Annotated in this window: 23 protein-coding genes and 3 tRNA genes; all 26 read left to right on the top strand. The window is 49.5% G+C overall.

Going from position 1 to position 16,189, the window contains the following annotated elements:
• The first annotated feature begins 2 nt into the window (after positions 1-2).
• Entirely contained in the window at positions 3-221 is a 219-nt protein-coding gene (infA, locus tag NT002_01780) for a translation initiation factor IF-1 (GenBank protein ID MCX6828000.1), read from the top strand.
• A 25-nt stretch (positions 222-246) separates the two neighbouring features.
• Positions 247-363: a 50S ribosomal protein L36 gene (gene rpmJ / locus NT002_01775; protein ID MCX6827999.1), complete on the top strand. Its 117-nt coding sequence runs from the start codon at positions 247-249 to the stop codon at positions 361-363.
• A gap of 29 nt (positions 364-392) precedes the next feature.
• Positions 393-776, top strand: a complete 384-nt coding sequence (rpsM, locus tag NT002_01770; GenBank protein ID MCX6827998.1) for a 30S ribosomal protein S13 — start codon at positions 393-395, stop codon at positions 774-776.
• A gap of 22 nt (positions 777-798) precedes the next feature.
• Positions 799-1,194, top strand: a complete 396-nt coding sequence (gene rpsK, locus NT002_01765; protein MCX6827997.1) for a 30S ribosomal protein S11 — start codon at positions 799-801, stop codon at positions 1,192-1,194.
• Between the two features lie 48 nt (positions 1,195-1,242).
• Positions 1,243-1,872 carry a 30S ribosomal protein S4 gene (gene rpsD / locus NT002_01760; protein MCX6827996.1) on the top strand — a complete coding sequence of 210 codons (630 nt, stop codon included), beginning with the start codon at positions 1,243-1,245 and terminating at the stop codon, positions 1,870-1,872.
• Positions 1,873-1,905: 33 nt separating this feature from the next.
• Positions 1,906-2,892, top strand: coding sequence for a DNA-directed RNA polymerase subunit alpha (locus NT002_01755; protein MCX6827995.1), 987 nt, complete (start codon positions 1,906-1,908; stop codon positions 2,890-2,892).
• Positions 2,893-2,913: 21 nt separating this feature from the next.
• Positions 2,914-3,378 carry a 50S ribosomal protein L17 gene (gene rplQ / locus NT002_01750; protein MCX6827994.1) on the top strand — a complete coding sequence of 155 codons (465 nt, stop codon included), beginning with the start codon at positions 2,914-2,916 and terminating at the stop codon, positions 3,376-3,378.
• Positions 3,379-3,589: 211 nt separating this feature from the next.
• A complete protein-coding gene (locus tag NT002_01745) occupies positions 3,590-3,982 on the top strand; it encodes a hypothetical protein (GenBank protein MCX6827993.1) in 393 nt (130 codons plus the stop codon).
• Between the two features lie 74 nt (positions 3,983-4,056).
• Entirely contained in the window at positions 4,057-4,707 is a 651-nt protein-coding gene (gene plsY, locus NT002_01740; protein ID MCX6827992.1) for a glycerol-3-phosphate 1-O-acyltransferase PlsY, read from the top strand.
• The gene (locus NT002_01735; GenBank protein ID MCX6827991.1) at positions 4,700-5,710 is read left to right on the top strand and encodes an NAD(P)H-dependent glycerol-3-phosphate dehydrogenase; all 1,011 of its coding nucleotides are present in this window, start codon (positions 4,700-4,702) and stop codon (positions 5,708-5,710) included. Before plsY ends, NT002_01735 begins: the two co-directional genes overlap by 8 nt.
• Positions 5,711-5,728: 18 nt before the next feature.
• The gene (locus NT002_01730; GenBank protein MCX6827990.1) at positions 5,729-6,106 is read left to right on the top strand and encodes a MerR family transcriptional regulator; all 378 of its coding nucleotides are present in this window, start codon (positions 5,729-5,731) and stop codon (positions 6,104-6,106) included.
• A gap of 13 nt (positions 6,107-6,119) precedes the next feature.
• Positions 6,120-6,198: transfer RNA gene (locus NT002_01725), tRNA-Pro, on the top strand.
• 225 nt (positions 6,199-6,423) lie between these two features.
• Positions 6,424-6,990: a hypothetical protein gene (locus tag NT002_01720; GenBank protein MCX6827989.1), complete on the top strand. Its 567-nt coding sequence runs from the start codon at positions 6,424-6,426 to the stop codon at positions 6,988-6,990.
• Complete coding sequence (locus NT002_01715; protein MCX6827988.1) at positions 6,987-7,721, top strand: glycosyltransferase family 2 protein; 735 nt, start codon at positions 6,987-6,989, stop codon at positions 7,719-7,721. The genes NT002_01720 and NT002_01715 overlap by 4 nt, the downstream gene beginning before the upstream one ends.
• Positions 7,718-8,167, top strand: coding sequence for a DinB family protein (locus NT002_01710; protein MCX6827987.1), 450 nt, complete (start codon positions 7,718-7,720; stop codon positions 8,165-8,167). The genes NT002_01715 and NT002_01710 overlap by 4 nt, the downstream gene beginning before the upstream one ends.
• A 15-nt stretch (positions 8,168-8,182) precedes the next feature.
• The gene (surE, locus tag NT002_01705; protein ID MCX6827986.1) at positions 8,183-8,932 is read left to right on the top strand and encodes a 5'/3'-nucleotidase SurE; all 750 of its coding nucleotides are present in this window, start codon (positions 8,183-8,185) and stop codon (positions 8,930-8,932) included.
• Between the two features lie 71 nt (positions 8,933-9,003).
• Positions 9,004-9,077, top strand: a tRNA-Pro gene (locus tag NT002_01700).
• 71 nt (positions 9,078-9,148) lie between these two features.
• The gene (locus NT002_01695; GenBank protein ID MCX6827985.1) at positions 9,149-9,616 is read left to right on the top strand and encodes a TIGR00725 family protein; all 468 of its coding nucleotides are present in this window, start codon (positions 9,149-9,151) and stop codon (positions 9,614-9,616) included.
• A gap of 3 nt (positions 9,617-9,619) precedes the next feature.
• Positions 9,620-9,904, top strand: coding sequence for an acylphosphatase (locus NT002_01690; GenBank protein MCX6827984.1), 285 nt, complete (start codon positions 9,620-9,622; stop codon positions 9,902-9,904).
• 6 nt (positions 9,905-9,910) lie between these two features.
• Positions 9,911-10,432, top strand: coding sequence for an adenine phosphoribosyltransferase (locus NT002_01685; GenBank protein ID MCX6827983.1), 522 nt, complete (start codon positions 9,911-9,913; stop codon positions 10,430-10,432).
• 5 nt (positions 10,433-10,437) lie between these two features.
• A tRNA-Arg gene (locus tag NT002_01680) sits at positions 10,438-10,511 on the top strand.
• A gap of 206 nt (positions 10,512-10,717) precedes the next feature.
• Positions 10,718-12,142, top strand: a complete 1,425-nt coding sequence (locus NT002_01675; GenBank protein MCX6827982.1) for a hypothetical protein — start codon at positions 10,718-10,720, stop codon at positions 12,140-12,142.
• 114 nt (positions 12,143-12,256) lie between these two features.
• Positions 12,257-12,928: a tetratricopeptide repeat protein gene (locus tag NT002_01670; protein ID MCX6827981.1), complete on the top strand. Its 672-nt coding sequence runs from the start codon at positions 12,257-12,259 to the stop codon at positions 12,926-12,928.
• A gap of 21 nt (positions 12,929-12,949) precedes the next feature.
• Positions 12,950-15,076: a glycoside hydrolase family 57 protein gene (locus NT002_01665; GenBank protein MCX6827980.1), complete on the top strand. Its 2,127-nt coding sequence runs from the start codon at positions 12,950-12,952 to the stop codon at positions 15,074-15,076.
• 16 nt (positions 15,077-15,092) lie between these two features.
• Entirely contained in the window at positions 15,093-15,494 is a 402-nt protein-coding gene (locus NT002_01660) for a hypothetical protein (protein ID MCX6827979.1), read from the top strand.
• Positions 15,491-16,189, top strand: a 699-nt coding sequence (locus tag NT002_01655) for a M48 family metallopeptidase (protein ID MCX6827978.1), incomplete at its 3' end; no start/stop codon positions are given. The genes NT002_01660 and NT002_01655, both read left to right, overlap by 4 nt.

Below are 16,189 nucleotides of genomic sequence, written 5' to 3'. Positions count from 1 at the left end.
AGATGGCCAAAGAAGACACCATACAGGTCGAAGGAAAGGTTTTGGAGCCTCTCCCTAACGCCATGTTTAAAGTGGAACTGGATAATGGGCATGTGGTTCTGGCCCATATATCGGGAAAAATGAGAATGCATTTTATTAAGATTCTGCCCGGCGACCGGGTGACCCTGGAATTGTCCCCGTACGATTTATCGCGCGGCAGAATTATTTATAGATATAAATGACAGGAATTTTTGAAGGCGTGGTATTATGAAAGTCCGTTCATCAATTAAGAAAAGATGTGAACACTGCAAGATCATTAAGCGTCACGGCATTATTCGTGTGATCTGCAGTAAGAACCCCAATCACAAACAGCGCCAGGGATAGAAATTAGTTGTTTTTTATAGGAGGTTATTTTGGCACGTATTGCAGGTGTCGATTTACCGAAAGATAAAAGAATAGAGGTGGGATTGACCTATATATTCGGCATTGGTAACCCATCAGCCAAGAAGATTCTGGCCAAAACCGGAATCAACCCGGATACGCGGGTCAACAAACTGACCGAAGAAGAAGTGTCTAAGCTTCGCGGTGCCATTGAAAGCGAGTTCAAGGTCGAAGGGACTCTGCGCAGCGAGGTGTCGATGAATATTAAGCGACTAATCGACATCGGAAGCTATCGCGGTTTGCGCCATCGCCGGGGATTGCCGGTGCGCGGCCAGCGAACCAAAACCAATGCGAGAACCCGCAAGGGTCCCAGAAAGACAGTGGCCGGCAAGAAGAAAGTCATCGCCAAAAAGTAATCTAATTCAATAGGGTAGAAACGTGGCCGAACAAAAGAAAAAAACGAAAGTCAAAAAGAGATTAGGTAAAATAGATTCCGTTGGAATCGCCCATATTCAGGCAACCTTTAATAATACCATAGTTACCATCACCGACACCCAGGGACATACCGTCTCGTGGGCCACGGCCGGTAAAGTCGGATTCAAAGGCTCTAAGAAGTCGACGCCGTTCGCGGCTCAGCTGGCGGCCAATTCGAGCGCCAGAGAGGCCTTAGACCTCGGAGTCAGAAAGGTTGAAGTGTGGGTGAAGGGACCGGGAGCCGGCCGCGAGGCTGCCATCCGCTCATTGTCTGCGGCAGGACTCGAAATCACGGCCATTAAGGATGTCACGCCCATGCCCCACAACGGTTGCCGCCCGCCCAAGAGAAGAAGAGTTTAACGTGGCACATGTGGGAATCTGTGTCTTTAGGAATTATTAGGAGATTTCATGGCTCGATATCGTGATTCAAATTGCAAACTCTGCCGTCGCGAGGGCGAAAAGCTTTTTCTCAAAGGGCACCGCTGTATGACCGAAAAGTGTGCCATCGAGAGAAGGTCCTACGCCCCGGGTCAGCACGGCCAGACTATGCGCTATAAGGTTTCCAACTATGGCCGCCAGTTGCGCGAAAAGCAGAAAGTCCGCCGTGTCTATGGCGTTCTGGAAAAGCAATTCCGCAACTATTTCCATAAAGCGGAACAAAAGGTGGGTGTCACCGGTGAGCAGTTGTTGCAGTTGCTGGAGTGCCGCCTTGACAATATTGTCTATCGTCTCGGCTTCGCTCCCTCACGCAAAGCCGCCCGTCTGCTGGTGACTCATCGCCATTTTACCGTCAACGGCAAAATCGTTGACATACCCTCGTACCAGCTGAAGCCGCATGATGTTGTCAAAGTGCGGGATAAATCGAAAAACCTTGATATCGTTCACGCCGCCTTAAAGGAGTTTGGACAGGCGGAACAGATGGGCTGGCTGCGTCTTAACAAGGCGGCGCTGGAAGGTGAATTGCTTGAATATCCCAAGCGCACCGATATTCCGATGACCGCTAATGAACAGTTAATTGTGGAACTTTATTCGAAATAGGTTATTATCGGCCTTTTGGGGAGGCATTATATTATGAAATGGAAAAGCTTGCAGATGCCGAAAGAAATCGTCTCGGACCGTTCATCGGCGACAGAGAATTATTCCCGATTCATCGTCGAACCTCTCGAGAGAGGCTTCGGCATCACGCTCGGCAACGCCCTGCGACGTGTCCTGCTTTCTTCGATACAGGGCGCCGCGGCTACCTCTATACGGGTCGACGGTGCACTCCATGAGTTCACCACGATTCCCGGTCTTTATGAAGATGTAACCGAGCTGGTGCTGAATGTCAAGATGATGCGGGTCAAACTGTACGCCGATGAGATGAAGACGGTGACTCTTCAGGCGAGCAAAAAAGGTCCCTTGACCGCCGGCATGCTTACAACCGATGCACAGGTGGAAATCTTGAATCCCGACCTGCATATTGCCGAGCTGGTCGAGGATCGCGAATTCAAAATGGAAGTTGATATCGACGGGGGCCGCAGCTATGTCCTGGCTGAACAGAACAAGCGCCCCGATGCCCCGCTCGGCACTATTTTTGTCGACTCACTTTTCTCGCCGGTAACTAAGGTGAATTTCGAGGTCGAGAACACCCGTGTCGGACAGCGCACCGATTATGATCGTCTTATCATTGAGATAAGCACCGATGGATCGATTACTCCCGAGGATGCCCTTTCTTTCGCCGCCAAGATTCTTAAGGATCATCTGCAACTACTTATCCATATCGATGAAGAAATTCAGGTGGCCGAGGAAAAAGTCGAAGACGAGGAAACCGTACGCATCCGCCAACTGCTCAAGACCAGAGTTGATGAATTGGAGCTGTCTGTGCGATCCTCCAATTGCCTGCGGGCGGCCAATATACAATCCCTGGCTGATCTGGTTTCCAGAGGCGAATCAGAGATGCTCAAATACCGCAATTTCGGCCGGAAATCTCTGAACGAATTAAATGCCATACTCGACGAATTGAATCTGTCATTCGGAATGGATATCTCCAGGTTCATGGAGAAACCGGAAAAGTTATAGAGGATCAACATGCGACATCAGATGAAAGTTCGAAAGCTCAGCCGTACCAAACCGCATCGCGAGGCTATGCTGAATAATCTGGCAACTTCCCTTTTTGCCAACCGGATGATTGAGACAACGGAAGCCAAAGCCAAGGAACTTCGCCGGCTGGCCGACCGACTGATCAGTACCGCTAAGGATGATTCCCTGGCGGCGCGGCGGCTGGTCGCCGAAAAAGTTAAAGACCGGAAAGTCCTGAAGAAGCTCTTTACCGAAATCGTTCCGCAATTTAAAAACCGCACTTCCGGTTTCACCCGGGTGGTCAAGGTCGGTTTCCGCCGCGGTGACAGCGCTATGGTGGCTGTGGTCGAGCTTTTGACGGAAAAGCCCAAAATCGAAAAGGCCAAGGGCAAGAAACAAAAAGGCGCCTCGAAGAAAAAAGAGAAAGAAGTCGCGGAGACGGCGGGGAAAGCCGCAAAATCCGAAAAGGGAAAGGCCGAAGAATAATCCCCTTTTCTGCCGCCAATTTAATTTTAAGGCCCGCTGGAGCGGGCCTTTTTATTTCAAAAAATTCGATTGCAATTCTCCGGCGATTTTTGTATAATCTCCTATCTTAAACAACCATATCATATTTGGCCTTTAATGAGTTGCATTTTAATGACTTATAGACCAGCCATCATCGTATCCCCGAGCCCAACCAAATCGAGAGGAGTGATATATGAGTGAGCCCAGAAAAGGAATGTCTAAAGGATGTCTGATTACCCTAATAATCGCATCCATCATCCTGGTAATCATCATTGCTCTGAGTATTGTCTGCTATGTCAAGCGTGATAGCATCATGCAATGGGGTGTCGTCACTATGACCGACCAGACCGCTACGGAAGTTATCGCCAACCCCCCCGACAGCATTTCAGCTGAGGAAATTAAAACGCTCGTGACCGATTTCAAGCAAGCTCTCAACGATAAGAAAATCGGCTCTGCCGAATTGCAAAGTATCATTCTGATGTATCAGGATTTCTGGAAAGACAAGAAAATCGAAAAGGAAGAGGGATTGAAATTCGTGGAAGAGCTGAGGAAAGTGCTTGGGCCGCCGACGCCCCCGGCACAGTAATCTGCGACAATGTTAGGCGTAGATAATATATTGATATTATTATAAATAAGTTGATATATATAAAGTAATAGTTTATGTATCACGTCGCCGCCATTCTGATTGGATATCTAATCGGCTCTATCCCTTTTGGCCTCCTGATCGCCAGAGTCTTCGGTATTCCGGATATTCGCAAGGTCGGTTCCGGAAATATCGGGGCCACCAACGTCTGGCGTGTGGCCGGACGAATTCCCGGTATATTGGTCATGATCGGTGATGTCGGGAAAGGAGTGGCCTCGGTATTAGTGGCTGCAATCATTCTTCCGCCGGCCGACCTGACGGAATACTTCAAGCTGGCCTCGGGCTTGGCCGCGATTTTGGGACATATCTTCCCGCTTTTCCTTCGTTTCAATGGCGGCAAGGGAGTCGATACTGCTCTGGGTATGATGGCCACGCTTCTGCCCGTTGAAACTATCATCGCCTTGGCGATATTCATCATTGTGGTTACAATCAGCAGATATATTTCTCTGGGTTCTATTCTGGCCTCTTTCTCGTTCTTCCTGGTTGTACTGCTGGAATGGGTACTCAATCTTGATTATGTCCATCCGATCTATATTCCGGTTTCCTTCCTGCTGGCGGTCATGATAATCATGACTCATCGGGGCAACATCAAAAGACTCCTGAATGGAAGTGAAAGCCGTTTCCAGCTGCATCCCAAAATGGCAGTAGGGGAGGAGAAAAATGGCTGAGAAAATAGTTATCCTGGGAGCCGGCAGTTGGGGCATAGCCGTGGCCAATCTGCTCCATTCCAATGGGCATGACGTGACGATGTGGGAGTTCAATCCGGCCGATTGTCAATCTCTGCTGGTCAACCGAACTCATCCGCAGAAGCTACCCGGGATTGACATTCCGTCCGGAATATTGATTACCAACGAGCTCAGTCTGGCGGTCAGCCGGGGCGACTATATTATCCTCGCGGTGCCGACCCAGAAAGTTCGTCAGGTCTGCCAATCGCTCGATAAGCTGCTGCAACTGCCGAAATATTTCGTGAATCTTGCCAAAGGGGTCGAGATAGGTACACTTCTTCGAGTATCAGAAATAATCCGCTCGACCATTGCCTCCTCCACCGATGATCGAATCGCCACCTTATCCGGCCCCAGTCATGCCGAGGAGGTAGCCCGTAATCTGCCCACTTCGGTGGTGGCGGCATCATCCAATTTCGAGTTTGCGGCTGCCGTGCAGCGCCTGTTCAGCCATCGTACTTTCCGTGTCTATCGATCGAGCGATCTGAAGGGAGTCGAACTCGGGGGGGCATTGAAAAATGTCATCGCCATAGCCTCCGGTATCACTCAGGGGCTTGGGTTCGGCGACAATACCAGCGGCGCCCTGATCACTCGCGGTCTGGCCGAGATAACCAGAATCGGTGTCAAACTCGGCGCCGACCCGCTGACCTTTGCCGGTCTTTCGGGCATCGGGGATCTGGTCACTACCTGCATTTCGCGCCATTCGCGCAACCGCTATGTGGGGGAAAAAATCGGTCGGGGGGAGAAGTTGTCGGACATTCTGGCCGGAATGGTAATGGTCGCCGAGGGAGTAGACACTTGTCGCTCGGCCCGGGCTATGGCCGAAAAATATCAGGTGGAGATGCCCATCACAGAGGAAGTTTACAAAGTTCTTTTTGAAGATAAACCGCCGGCCGAGGCGGTCGCCGATTTAATGGGTCGTTCCCTGAAAGAAGAGGTCTGGAATTGATTTCTATGGAGGTATATAATGCCGCGCCGAAAAAATAAAGGCGAAGATAAGCTTTATTATTCCATCAGTGAAGTGGCCCGCATGACCCGCTTGGAAGCCTATGTTCTCCGCTTCTGGGAGAAGGAATTTCCAACGCTCAAGCCGAGAAAAAACCGCGGCGGCAATCGGGTCTATCAAAAACATGATATCGAAATTATCAATCAAATCAAACAGCTGCTCTATAAGGAAAATTATACTATCGAAGGGGCTCGCAACCGCCTCCGGGGAATTAAACCGACCGAAGAGAAGAAGGAATTAGTCGCCTCCGGTAAGTTCCAAACCATCATGGGCGAGATCAAAAGCGAGATTGAAACCCTGCTCAAACTTTTCCCTTGCCTTTTTGGCATGTTCGGTTAGATTAGGTTGTCGTCGGGGAGTAGCGCAGTTTGGTATAGCGCACTCGCTTGGGGTGCGAGAGGCCGGCAGTTCAAATCTGCTCTCCCCGACCATTAATCAGGGTCAACATAAACTCCGAAAGATATGGTTTCAAACTCACTGTCCACCCATAGGAAATATATCGAGGTCCTACGGGCCATGACCCCGGAACAGAAACTGCTTAAAGTCTTCGAATTGACAGAACTGGTCAACCATTTGTTTCGGGAGGGCCTGCGGGACCGGTTCCCGAATCTATCCCCGAAGGACTTTGAGAAACTATTTTGCGAACGACTTGAAAAATGTCACAATCGCAACTGGTAATAAAATTAGTCTCAATCCTCGAGAGCGCCGGTATCGAATATATGATAACCGGTTCCATCGTTTCAAGCATTCAAGGAGAACCCCGTTCCACCCATGATATTGATATTGTCGTTGCATTGAACCGGTCACACATGGAGACTCTCATTAGTGCCTTCCCCTCCCCGGATTTCTACATCGATAAGCAGGCTGTTTTAACGGCCCTTGAAGAGAAGAATACATTCAACGTCATTGATGTAATCGGCGGCGGCAAGATTGATTTCTGGATATTGACCGATGATGATTTTGATAAAACACGTTTTTCAAGGGTATTCAGCTTCGATTTTATGGGAATTCCAATCCGTATATCAACGCCAGAAGATACCATTCTTGCGAAACTTCGCTGGGCTAAATTATCGGGCGGCAGCCGCAAACAATTCATCGACGCTCTCCGTGTTTATGAAGTGCAGCATGAAAAACTTGATCTGCATTACATTGAATATTGGACGGATCGATTGGCGATAGAAGAGCTCTGGCGCCAACTGCTGGACGAGGCGATCACCTTATGAATGATTCCTCGCTGAATATTGGCGAATTTCCCCGTGGCATGGGGCATACCTCATTAACAAACTCAGAACCTGCAATCCTTATACTTATCCCCGCCTATAACGCCGCCCGGTATCTGCCGGAACTGGTATCAAGAATTCGCCGGGTCGCCGATGATTCCGACATTCTTATCATCAATGATGGTTCCACCGACAAGACGGCCGAAATCCTGCAAAACCTCGATGCCCCGTATCTTATTAATAATCCCAATCAGGGGAAAGGATATACATTAAAAAGGGGATATGATTACGCGGCCGACAAAGGATACGATTATGTCATCACCATCGATGCCGATCTGCAGCATCTCCCTGAGGAACTCCTCCGATTTATGGCCGAATCCGGCAGGGCAGATATTTATATCGGTACCAGAAAAATAGAGCTTGCCATCATGCCTTTCGCTCGCTGGTTGACAAACAACCTGACCTCCCTTATCATCTCCATATTCAGCGGCCGGAGGATCAGAGACTCGCAATCGGGATACCGGATGATGGCAACTGATTTATTGCGACAGGTAAGAGTCAATTCGGTCAAATATGACTATGAATCGGAAATCCTGTTTCAGGCCGGCGCGTTGGGGGCGAAGGTCGGCGAAATTCCGATTACAACCATATATGAAGGGTCGCTCTCTTATATCAACCCTCTGATTGATACCGGACGATTTATCAAACTTATTTGGAAAAGGATTCTTTTATGAAATTATCCGAAATATTCTCCGATTGGGAAAGGATTCGCCTCGAAATGATCGAGGGTGTTTCGTCACTCACCCAGGATCAGCTTGATTGGATTCCGGAGGGAGGCAAAAGCAGCATTGCCGACCTCCTCCGCCATATATCTGAGGCCGAACTCTGGTGGTTTGGACAGGTGGTGCTGGAAAAAGCCAGATATCGCGATCTGACCCCCAAGATGGCGCCGGAGATAACAAGTATTGTGAATGAATTGCAGGAATCTCACAAATTTGTATTGGAAGCTCTGGAGATTAATACCGTCGATGATTGGAATAAGAAAAAATATTCTCCACGCCCGGAAGAAGTTCTCAGCCTGAAGGATATTGCCTGGCATACAATCGAGCATGAAATGCGGCATCGGGGACAGATATTCATGCTCATGCGCCTGCAGGGAATCAAACCGCCGAATGTCTGAGAGAGGGTTACCACAGTGCTGATTCTTTTAACCAATGATGACGGCATCTATGCCGAGGGCCTGCTGACTCTTGAAAAGGAGTTAAGGAAAAAAGCCGAGGTGCTGCTGTTAGCGCCCGATCGGGAACAGTCGGCGGCAGGCCATTCGCTCACTCTTTCGCGCCCCCTCCGACTTCATCAACGCGGCCCCGGACGCTATACCTGCGATGGTACCCCGACTGATTGTATCATGCTGGCCGTGCATGGTCTGTTAAAGCACAAACTTCCCGACCTGCTCATCTCCGGTATCAACCACGGCGGGAATATGGGCGAGGATATCACTTACTCAGGGACCGTGGCGGCCGCCATTGAAGGTTCGATTCTGGGGATTCCCTCTTTAGCCGTATCCAATACCGATTCCGAGAATCTCAAATCGTTTGCGCCGGCCGCCGGATTTATCGCCAAATTCGTGAAAAGATTAGCTGGCTTTGAGTTTTCCACCGACACTTTCCTGAATATCAATTTCCCGCCGCTAAAGGGGATGGCTTTCACGCGGTTCCGTTACACCTGCCTGGGGAATCGTGTATATAATGATATTATTATTGAGAAAACCGACCCGCGCGGGAAAAATTACTACTGGATTGCCGGAAAGTCAACTTGGAGTGATGTCGACGGTTCCGATTTTGAGGCCGTTTCGGCCGGCTATGTCTCTATTTCCCCTCTGAGGATGAATTTTACGGATTTTGAGACAATGGAAAAAATGAAAGGGTGGAATCTCAAACTTTAATCGGGGTCTGCGGCGGCCCTACAAATAACTTGACTTACTGTCACAAATGAATATTTTATGTAGGTTTAAATCGGGGCGTAGCGCAGCCTGGTAGCGCACTTGGTTCGGGACTAAGGAGTCGCTGGTTCAAATCCAGTCGCCCCGATTTAAAAATGAAAGATGGCTGTTGAGTGATTCAATAGATTGGGAAGAATACCGCAAATCAAGGATTGAAGCATGTCGAAGAAGAAGCAACTATTTATCGCTGTTGTCGGGGCCGGCAAATGTTCTCAGAAAATGAAAGACTTGGCTGAGAAGGTCGGCCGAACCATCGCCGAAAATGGCGGCATATTGGTTTGCGGCGGACTCGGCGGCGTCATGGAGGCCGCGGCCAAAGGAGCGAAATCCAAGAAGGGAATCACTATCGGAATTCTCCCCGGTGAGACACGCGAGGAAGCCAACGAGTTCATCGATATTGCTATCCCGACTGGAATTGGCGATGCTCGAAATCTGATCGTCATTCGTGCCGCCGATGCCGTGGTCGCTCTCCCGGGAAAATTCGGCACCCTCTCGGAGATGGCTTTCTGTCTGAAACTCGAGAAACCGCTGGTTTCCCTTTCGGCCTGGCATATTTCGGAAACCATTGAAGAATTTGACGACCCGGTAAAGGCGGCTCTAAAAGCCCTGGAGTTGGCAGGAAAATAGACGTTGAGCGAGGTCGGCGTTACCATTAATGTCCGAGGAGTCGTTCAGGGGGTTGGATTCCGATACTGGTGTTACCGAAAAGCCAGGGAATTGGCTCTGCGCGGTTATGTTGCCAACCTTTATGACGGTTCCGTTGAGGTGGTTGCCGAAGGTGAAAAGGGGATAATCGAGGAATTCCTGAAACTTCTTAAAATCGGCCCCACTTATGCCCAAATTACCGATATCAAAATCCTGCGCCATGAAAAGCTGAAAGGCTTCAAAGACTTCACGATTGAATATAAGGACTGACCAATGATCGATCTGAAATCAACCATTAGATCTATTCCCGACTTTCCCAAAAAGGGAATTATGTTCCGGGATATCACGACGCTCCTTCTTGAACCACGTGCCTTCCGTCAAACTCTTGATCTGATGGAGGATTTTTGCCGGGGACGAGACATCAGCAAGATTCTGGCCATTGAATCCCGGGGCTTTATATTCGGGGGGGCGCTGGCGGACCGCCTTGGAGTCGGCTTTGTGCCCATACGGAAGGCCGGCAAGCTGCCGGGGAAAACTGTCAAACAGGAATATGAACTTGAATATGGAACCGATTCGATTGAAATCCATGCCGATGCTCTTAAATCCGGTGAAGCAGTAATGATTGTCGATGACCTGGTCGCTACCGGGGGGACTCTTGAGGCGGCCTGCCAACTGGTGGAGAAAGTCGGGGCCAGAGTGGCCGGTCTGGCCATCATGATTGACCTGGCTTTCATCCCCTGGCGAAAGAAACTGGAAAAATATGAGATTTTGACTCTTGTAAAATACGATTCCGAATAATTCCTGCCCCCGTAGCTCAGATGGATAGAGCAGCGGTTTCCTAAACCGTTGGCCGCAGGTTCAATTCCTGCCGGGGGTATTATTTATCGCCCAATTCCATGAAATTAAACCAGATCAATCGCCCACTCGCCTGAATTCACCGCCATTCGGGCCAATAATAAATTTGAAAAACAGTTTGACATGGGAGAGCCTAATTTTTATATTTCCCGTCTAATATTTTGAGACGATGAACGTCATAAGGATAAGAAGAACAAAGTCATTTAAATATCGGGAGGACCGAATATTATGAAATTGTCGTTGTCTAAAATCGTCGTGATCTGTGCCTTTATCCTCACAACGACAGCCTGTGCGCAAGAGCAGGGATTGATCTACAACTTTTTCGGAGGCGGGGCGCGCTCGGAGGGGATGGGTCAGGCCTTTCTCGCCATTTCCAACGATGGAACGGCGGGAAGCTGGAATCCCGCCGGTCTGTATGTCCACGAAAAGACTCTCATGTCGTTCAGTTATGATTTCTTTATGCCCCGCGGCAACTATACCTACAACGTCTCACCGGGGCTTTCCAAGACCTTCGCTCACGAAGGGAGTTATGGTGCGCTCAATTATTGGAGTATTGTCTCGCCGCTCCGGATTAAAAACCACCACTTTGTCATGAACCTTTCCTATACCAAAAACTTCGATACGTATTTTAAGTTCGGAGAAAGGCTGGTCGACCGATCCACCGAATCCCCCAATGCCCTCTATACCAAGCATGGGCGAATCAGCAATATCTGCCTCGCTCTTGGCACCCGGTTGTACGAACAGGTTTCCTTTGGTCTGGCCTTTAATGTTTATATGGGGACGGTCGTGGCTAATGAAAGCCGAACGCTGTTGCATGACACGACGCTTCAATTTGGAACATATCCTTATACTTCCAATATCCAATTGATTGATTCCACTTCCTATTCGGGTTTCAGCACGATCCTTGGCCTGATGTATTCTTCGCAGAGCATTCGAGGCGGTTTGGTCGTCAGGACTCCTTTCAGCCTGAAGGGTTCCACCGATTCCTCCATTTATCGTTTCTCGGCCCTGAATGGAGTGGGAATCGATGATCTGACCGATACCGTATATATTGATGAAAAGACCTCCAAGCAGGAAATGCCCCTGACCGTCGGACTCGGCGCAGCCTATAATGTGAACGAAAACCTGCTTCTATCGGCCGATTTGGAATATCGCAACTTCGCCGATAAGGTGGTGAAGAATCTGGATTCTGTGCTGCTGACGGCCGGCGGCGAGAGAAATGAATTTTATACCGACCGCAATCCTTATTGGAAAGATGTCTGGCAGTATCGCCTCGGAGCGGAATACCTGATCCATACTCCCATTGGCATTATCCCGTTGCGATGCGGCTTCCGCAATGAAGAATTTCCCGGCGGTAATATTACCAGCTACGCAATACGCTATGAAGGAGCTAAAGGCTCGCTTACTAACGACTCCTCCCGCATTTCATACATCCTGGACTCTTATAACAAAGGGCTGGAAAGATTTCACCGGGTAACCGGTTACAGTCTGGCCGGAGGCGTCGGCATTCACTGGGCGCAGATTCAGCTTGATTTCGCCTATACCTACACAACTTACAAGCAGGATATCTATGCGTCTCTCGATGCCGGGGTAAAATCCAGCAATCGATGGAAAAACCACCATATTAACTTTACTTTCACGGGGTATTTTTGATTTAACCAGGCTTGGGCAGGGTTGCATTTGCGACCCTGCTTTCTTAATGACCGTCAGGAATCTGCCCAAACCGCCGATATATTCTTAAAACCAGTATCCAATTGAGAGAAGCTAATGCGTACCAAGGTCAAACTAACCAAACATCAAATCAAGGAAGACAAGTTCACCAATTACATGCTCTTGACTCGAGATTGGTTTCTCGATAATTGGCAGATCGTGGCTATTTTGGCTGCTGTGGTTGCTTTGATAATTGCCGGTTCCGTGTACTATTTCAGGATGAAATCATCAAAAGACATCGAGGCGGCCACCCGACTCACCAAGGCTGTGGCCGAGATGAGACGGCAGAACTTTCAGGTGGCGATTCTCGAACTCAAGACCCTCTCCGATGATTACGGCGGCGATATTGGTGGCATGGCCCTCTTCAACCTGGGCAACGCCTACTATGACAGCAAGAATTATGATGAGGCCATCAACAGCTTTAAGAATTACATTGATAATTATAAACTGGATAAATTGACCACCGCTTCCGCCTATGGCGGGATTGCTGTCAGTCTGGAATGCAAACAGGATTTCCTTGCCGCCGGCGATAAATATGTCGAGGCCGTCAAATATTACCCTGAATCACCCTCGGCTCCGGATTATTACCTGGGTGCCGTTCGCACTTATGTACAGGGAGGCGACCGGCCGAAGGCCGAGCAGATGTTCAAGGAACTCGAGGAAAAATTCCCCGGGTCGGATTATGGCCGAACAGCAGCACGATTGATAGCTCAATTGAAATCGCAATAACTCAATCTCACTCGGTCTTCTATGTCAGAGAACAAGAAGTTGAAAATTGCCTTTCTCTGGCATATGCATCAGCCTTTCTACCTCAATCCCCTGACTAATCAATTTCTCTTGCCTTGGGCACGTCTCCACGGACTCAAGGATTATCTCGATATGCCTCTGACCGCCGCCGAATTCGAAGGCATGAAAGTCACTTTCAATCTGGTACCGTCGCTTCTCGACCAGATTCAAATGTATTGTGACGGATATACCGACCGTCACCTCGAATTATCTCGAATTCCGGTTCGCCATCTCAATATTGATGAAAAGAAGGAAATCCTTCGGACCTTTTTCTCCGCCCACCAATTGAATATGATCGATCCCTATGCCCGGTATCGTCAGCTTCATCGTAAACGCGATAGCTGCGGGTCTGATATCAGCCTGGCCGTCGAAACCTTCTCCACTTCGGAATGGCGCGACCTTCAGGTCTGGTCGAATTTGGTCTGGATCGACCCGATGTTTCGCTCTCAGGAGCCGGTCAGAACTTTCTTTGAAAAAGGGCGTGATTTCACCGAAGAAGAAAAAGGGCAGTTGCTCGATTTCCAGATTGAGTTGCTCAAAAAAATCATCCCCACCTATCAAAAATTGTTTGCTGAAAACAGGATTGACCTATCGTTTACTCCCTATTACCACCCCATCCTGCCTCTTTTGGTCGACACCGAAAGCGCCCGGGAAGCTCTTCCGCTGATTAACCTTCCGGCCAACCGCTTCTCCCATGCCGAGGATGCCCGCTGGCAAATCCGGCAGGCGATCGAAAAATACCGCTCCCTTTTTGGAAAAAACCCGAAAGGAATGTGGCCATCAGAGGGTTCGGTCTCCGAGGAAGTCCTGAAAATCTTTTCCGAGGAAGGAATAAAATGGGTGGCGACCGATCAGGATATCCTCCAGCAATCGCTGGCTAAATCGGGTCTGGAATCGCGGCATTTCTCGCCTCATACCACTTATGTCTATAATCATGCTCCCGAGTGCAGGCTTTTTTTCCGCGACCGCGGCCTTTCGGACAAAATCGGCTTTGTCTATTCCAGCTGGGAAACCGAGCGAGCGGTCAATGATTTCATTCTCAATCTCAAACGAATCCGGGATTTCTTGAAAAGTCAATTGGATAATTGCGTGGTGCCGATCATTCTTGACGGTGAAAATGCTTGGGAATATTACCCTGATGACGGTAATGGATTTCTCCGCCGCCTTTATACGGCCCTTGGCTCCGACCCGGAGCTGGAGGTTGTCTCGATGTCGGATGCGGCGGATGCCATCAAACCGACCATCCTGCCCGAGGTCGCCGCCGGTTCCTGGATCAATCATAATTTCCGTATCTGGATCGGACACAGCGAAGATAACGCGGCCTGGGATATCCTTTTTGCCGCCCGCAAAGCCCTGACTGATTATGAAAAGGGACATCTTGATGCCGATCCAGACAAACTCCGAAAAGCCTGGCGGCAGATCTATATTGCCGAGGGTTCCGACTGGTGCTGGTGGTATGGTGATGAACACCAGGGCGCCGATAATGAAAAATTCGACCTCCTCTTCCGGCTTCATATCGCCGAAGTGTATAAGCTGCTGGGGCTGGCACCGCCGCTGATTCTATCTCAGCCCCTGCATCGCGATCGCGGGGAATCATTGGTGACCCTGCCCGAATCGCTTATTACTCCGCAACTGGATGGCGTTTTGACCCACTATTATGAATGGAGCGGCGCCGGACATTATAATTGTCTTGGTTCCGGCGGCGCCATGCATCGCGTCGACAGCATCATCACCGCCATCTACTTTGCCTTTGATACCGACAACTTTTACATTCGCCTTGACTTCGCCAGAAGATTTGATTTAGTTGGCATTAAGAACGGCCGCGTTGTGGTTGACTTCAAAAATATCGGACAGAAAGAAATCCCCCTGGAAAAGGGGGTACTGAGAGATAAAGGTGATTATAGTTATATCTTTAACCAATTGCTGGAAGCCCGATTTGAACGCAAAGCGCTTCTCCGTGGCGGAAGCGGTCGGCTAGAATTTTCGGTTATGCTTTATTCGGCAAACGAATCGCTCGAAAGATGGCCGATCAACGACCCGATCGCAATTGATTTGCCGGAACGCGATCAGGAAATCTTCTGGCAGGTATAAGAACAGGGGAGAGGATATGGCGGAATCATTTTTCAAAAGAGACGAAGAGACTGTCAGCCCGTCGCAGATACCCGGGCTGGATGAGACTGGCGGAAGTCCTGTCAAGGATGCGGAGGTGGCCAAAGATCAGGGGATGATTGCCTCGATTCTGGCTTATATACCTTTTCTTTGCCTGATCCCCTTGTTGCAGATGAGAGAAAGCGAGCAGGCCCGTTTTCATAGCAAACAGGGGTTGCTCCTTTTTCTCTTGGAATTGCTGGCCGGGATACTATTAATACCCGGGCTTTCCGGCGCTGTCTGGCGGACCGTCCTTATTCTGGCCCTGGGCGCCTCTGCGGCCGGCATCATTTTCGGAATTCAGGGCAAGGAATATCGTCTGCCTTTTATCAGCGATATCGCGGAAAAAATGAAACTATGATGCTCTTTCTTCGGAAATCACCCTCAATTGCCGTAATTCTGAGCCTCTTATTGCCGCTGCTTTTCGGTTGTGCTGTCACCGGGCCGGGAGGCAAGACCTCGTTGATTTTCATTGGAACTGAAACCGAGGTTTCCATCGGCGCCGGCATGGATTCCACCATCCGCAAGGAAAATCCCGTTCTCCGAGACACGCTCTGGCAACAATATCTGGATGGTATCGGGCAGAAAATTATCGCCGTATCTGACCGAAAGGACCTTGATTACCATTTCGCCGTCATTGATTCCAATATTGTCAATGCCTTTGCCACCCCCGGCGGATATGTTTATGTTTATACCGGCCTGCTCAAACAGATGGATAACGAAGGCGAACTGGGCGCCGTTCTGGCCCATGAGATCTCGCATGTCGTCGCCCGTCACGGGATCAAGAGGCTTCAGGCCGCCATGGGTGTCTCTCTGGCCGAGCAATTGGTTTTCGGCAAGAACCCCGGCATCATGGCCCAGGCGGTCAATATCGGTCTGGGTCTGACCTTTGCCGAATATTCCCGCGAAAATGAAAACGAAGCCGACAACTATGGCATACAATACATGATAAAAGCGGGGTATGATCCCCAGGCCTCAATCACCATGTTCGAAAAACTGGCCGCCATGTCCCAGGGAGATCCCAATTTCTTCGAAAAACTCTCGGCCAGCCACCCC

The sequence above is a fragment of the Candidatus Zixiibacteriota bacterium genome, assembly GCA_026397505.1.
Taxonomy (GTDB): Bacteria; Zixibacteria; MSB-5A5; order GN15; family PGXB01; genus JAPLUR01.
This window is presented reverse-complemented; position numbering and strand designations above follow the sequence as displayed.

Coding starts and splice junctions, on each gene's coding strand:
- NT002_01670 (MCX6827981.1), top strand. CDS start 12,257: ATGCGTACCAAGGTCAAACTAACCAAACATCAAATCAAGGAAGACAAG.
- rpmJ (MCX6827999.1), top strand. CDS start 247: ATGAAAGTCCGTTCATCAATTAAGAAAAGATGTGAACACTGCAAGATC.
- NT002_01660 (MCX6827979.1), top strand. CDS start 15,093: ATGGCGGAATCATTTTTCAAAAGAGACGAAGAGACTGTCAGCCCGTCG.
- infA (MCX6828000.1), top strand. CDS start 3: ATGGCCAAAGAAGACACCATACAGGTCGAAGGAAAGGTTTTGGAGCCT.
- NT002_01745 (MCX6827993.1), top strand. CDS start 3,590: ATGAGTGAGCCCAGAAAAGGAATGTCTAAAGGATGTCTGATTACCCTA.
- NT002_01715 (MCX6827988.1), top strand. CDS start 6,987: ATGAATGATTCCTCGCTGAATATTGGCGAATTTCCCCGTGGCATGGGG.
- rplQ (MCX6827994.1), top strand. CDS start 2,914: ATGAAAGTTCGAAAGCTCAGCCGTACCAAACCGCATCGCGAGGCTATG.
- NT002_01720 (MCX6827989.1), top strand. CDS start 6,424: ATGTCACAATCGCAACTGGTAATAAAATTAGTCTCAATCCTCGAGAGC.
- NT002_01710 (MCX6827987.1), top strand. CDS start 7,718: ATGAAATTATCCGAAATATTCTCCGATTGGGAAAGGATTCGCCTCGAA.
- NT002_01695 (MCX6827985.1), top strand. CDS start 9,149: ATGTCGAAGAAGAAGCAACTATTTATCGCTGTTGTCGGGGCCGGCAAA.
- NT002_01730 (MCX6827990.1), top strand. CDS start 5,729: ATGCCGCGCCGAAAAAATAAAGGCGAAGATAAGCTTTATTATTCCATC.
- NT002_01755 (MCX6827995.1), top strand. CDS start 1,906: ATGAAATGGAAAAGCTTGCAGATGCCGAAAGAAATCGTCTCGGACCGT.
- NT002_01735 (MCX6827991.1), top strand. CDS start 4,700: ATGGCTGAGAAAATAGTTATCCTGGGAGCCGGCAGTTGGGGCATAGCC.
- NT002_01665 (MCX6827980.1), top strand. CDS start 12,950: ATGTCAGAGAACAAGAAGTTGAAAATTGCCTTTCTCTGGCATATGCAT.
- NT002_01675 (MCX6827982.1), top strand. CDS start 10,718: ATGAAATTGTCGTTGTCTAAAATCGTCGTGATCTGTGCCTTTATCCTC.
- plsY (MCX6827992.1), top strand. CDS start 4,057: ATGTATCACGTCGCCGCCATTCTGATTGGATATCTAATCGGCTCTATC.
- rpsD (MCX6827996.1), top strand. CDS start 1,243: ATGGCTCGATATCGTGATTCAAATTGCAAACTCTGCCGTCGCGAGGGC.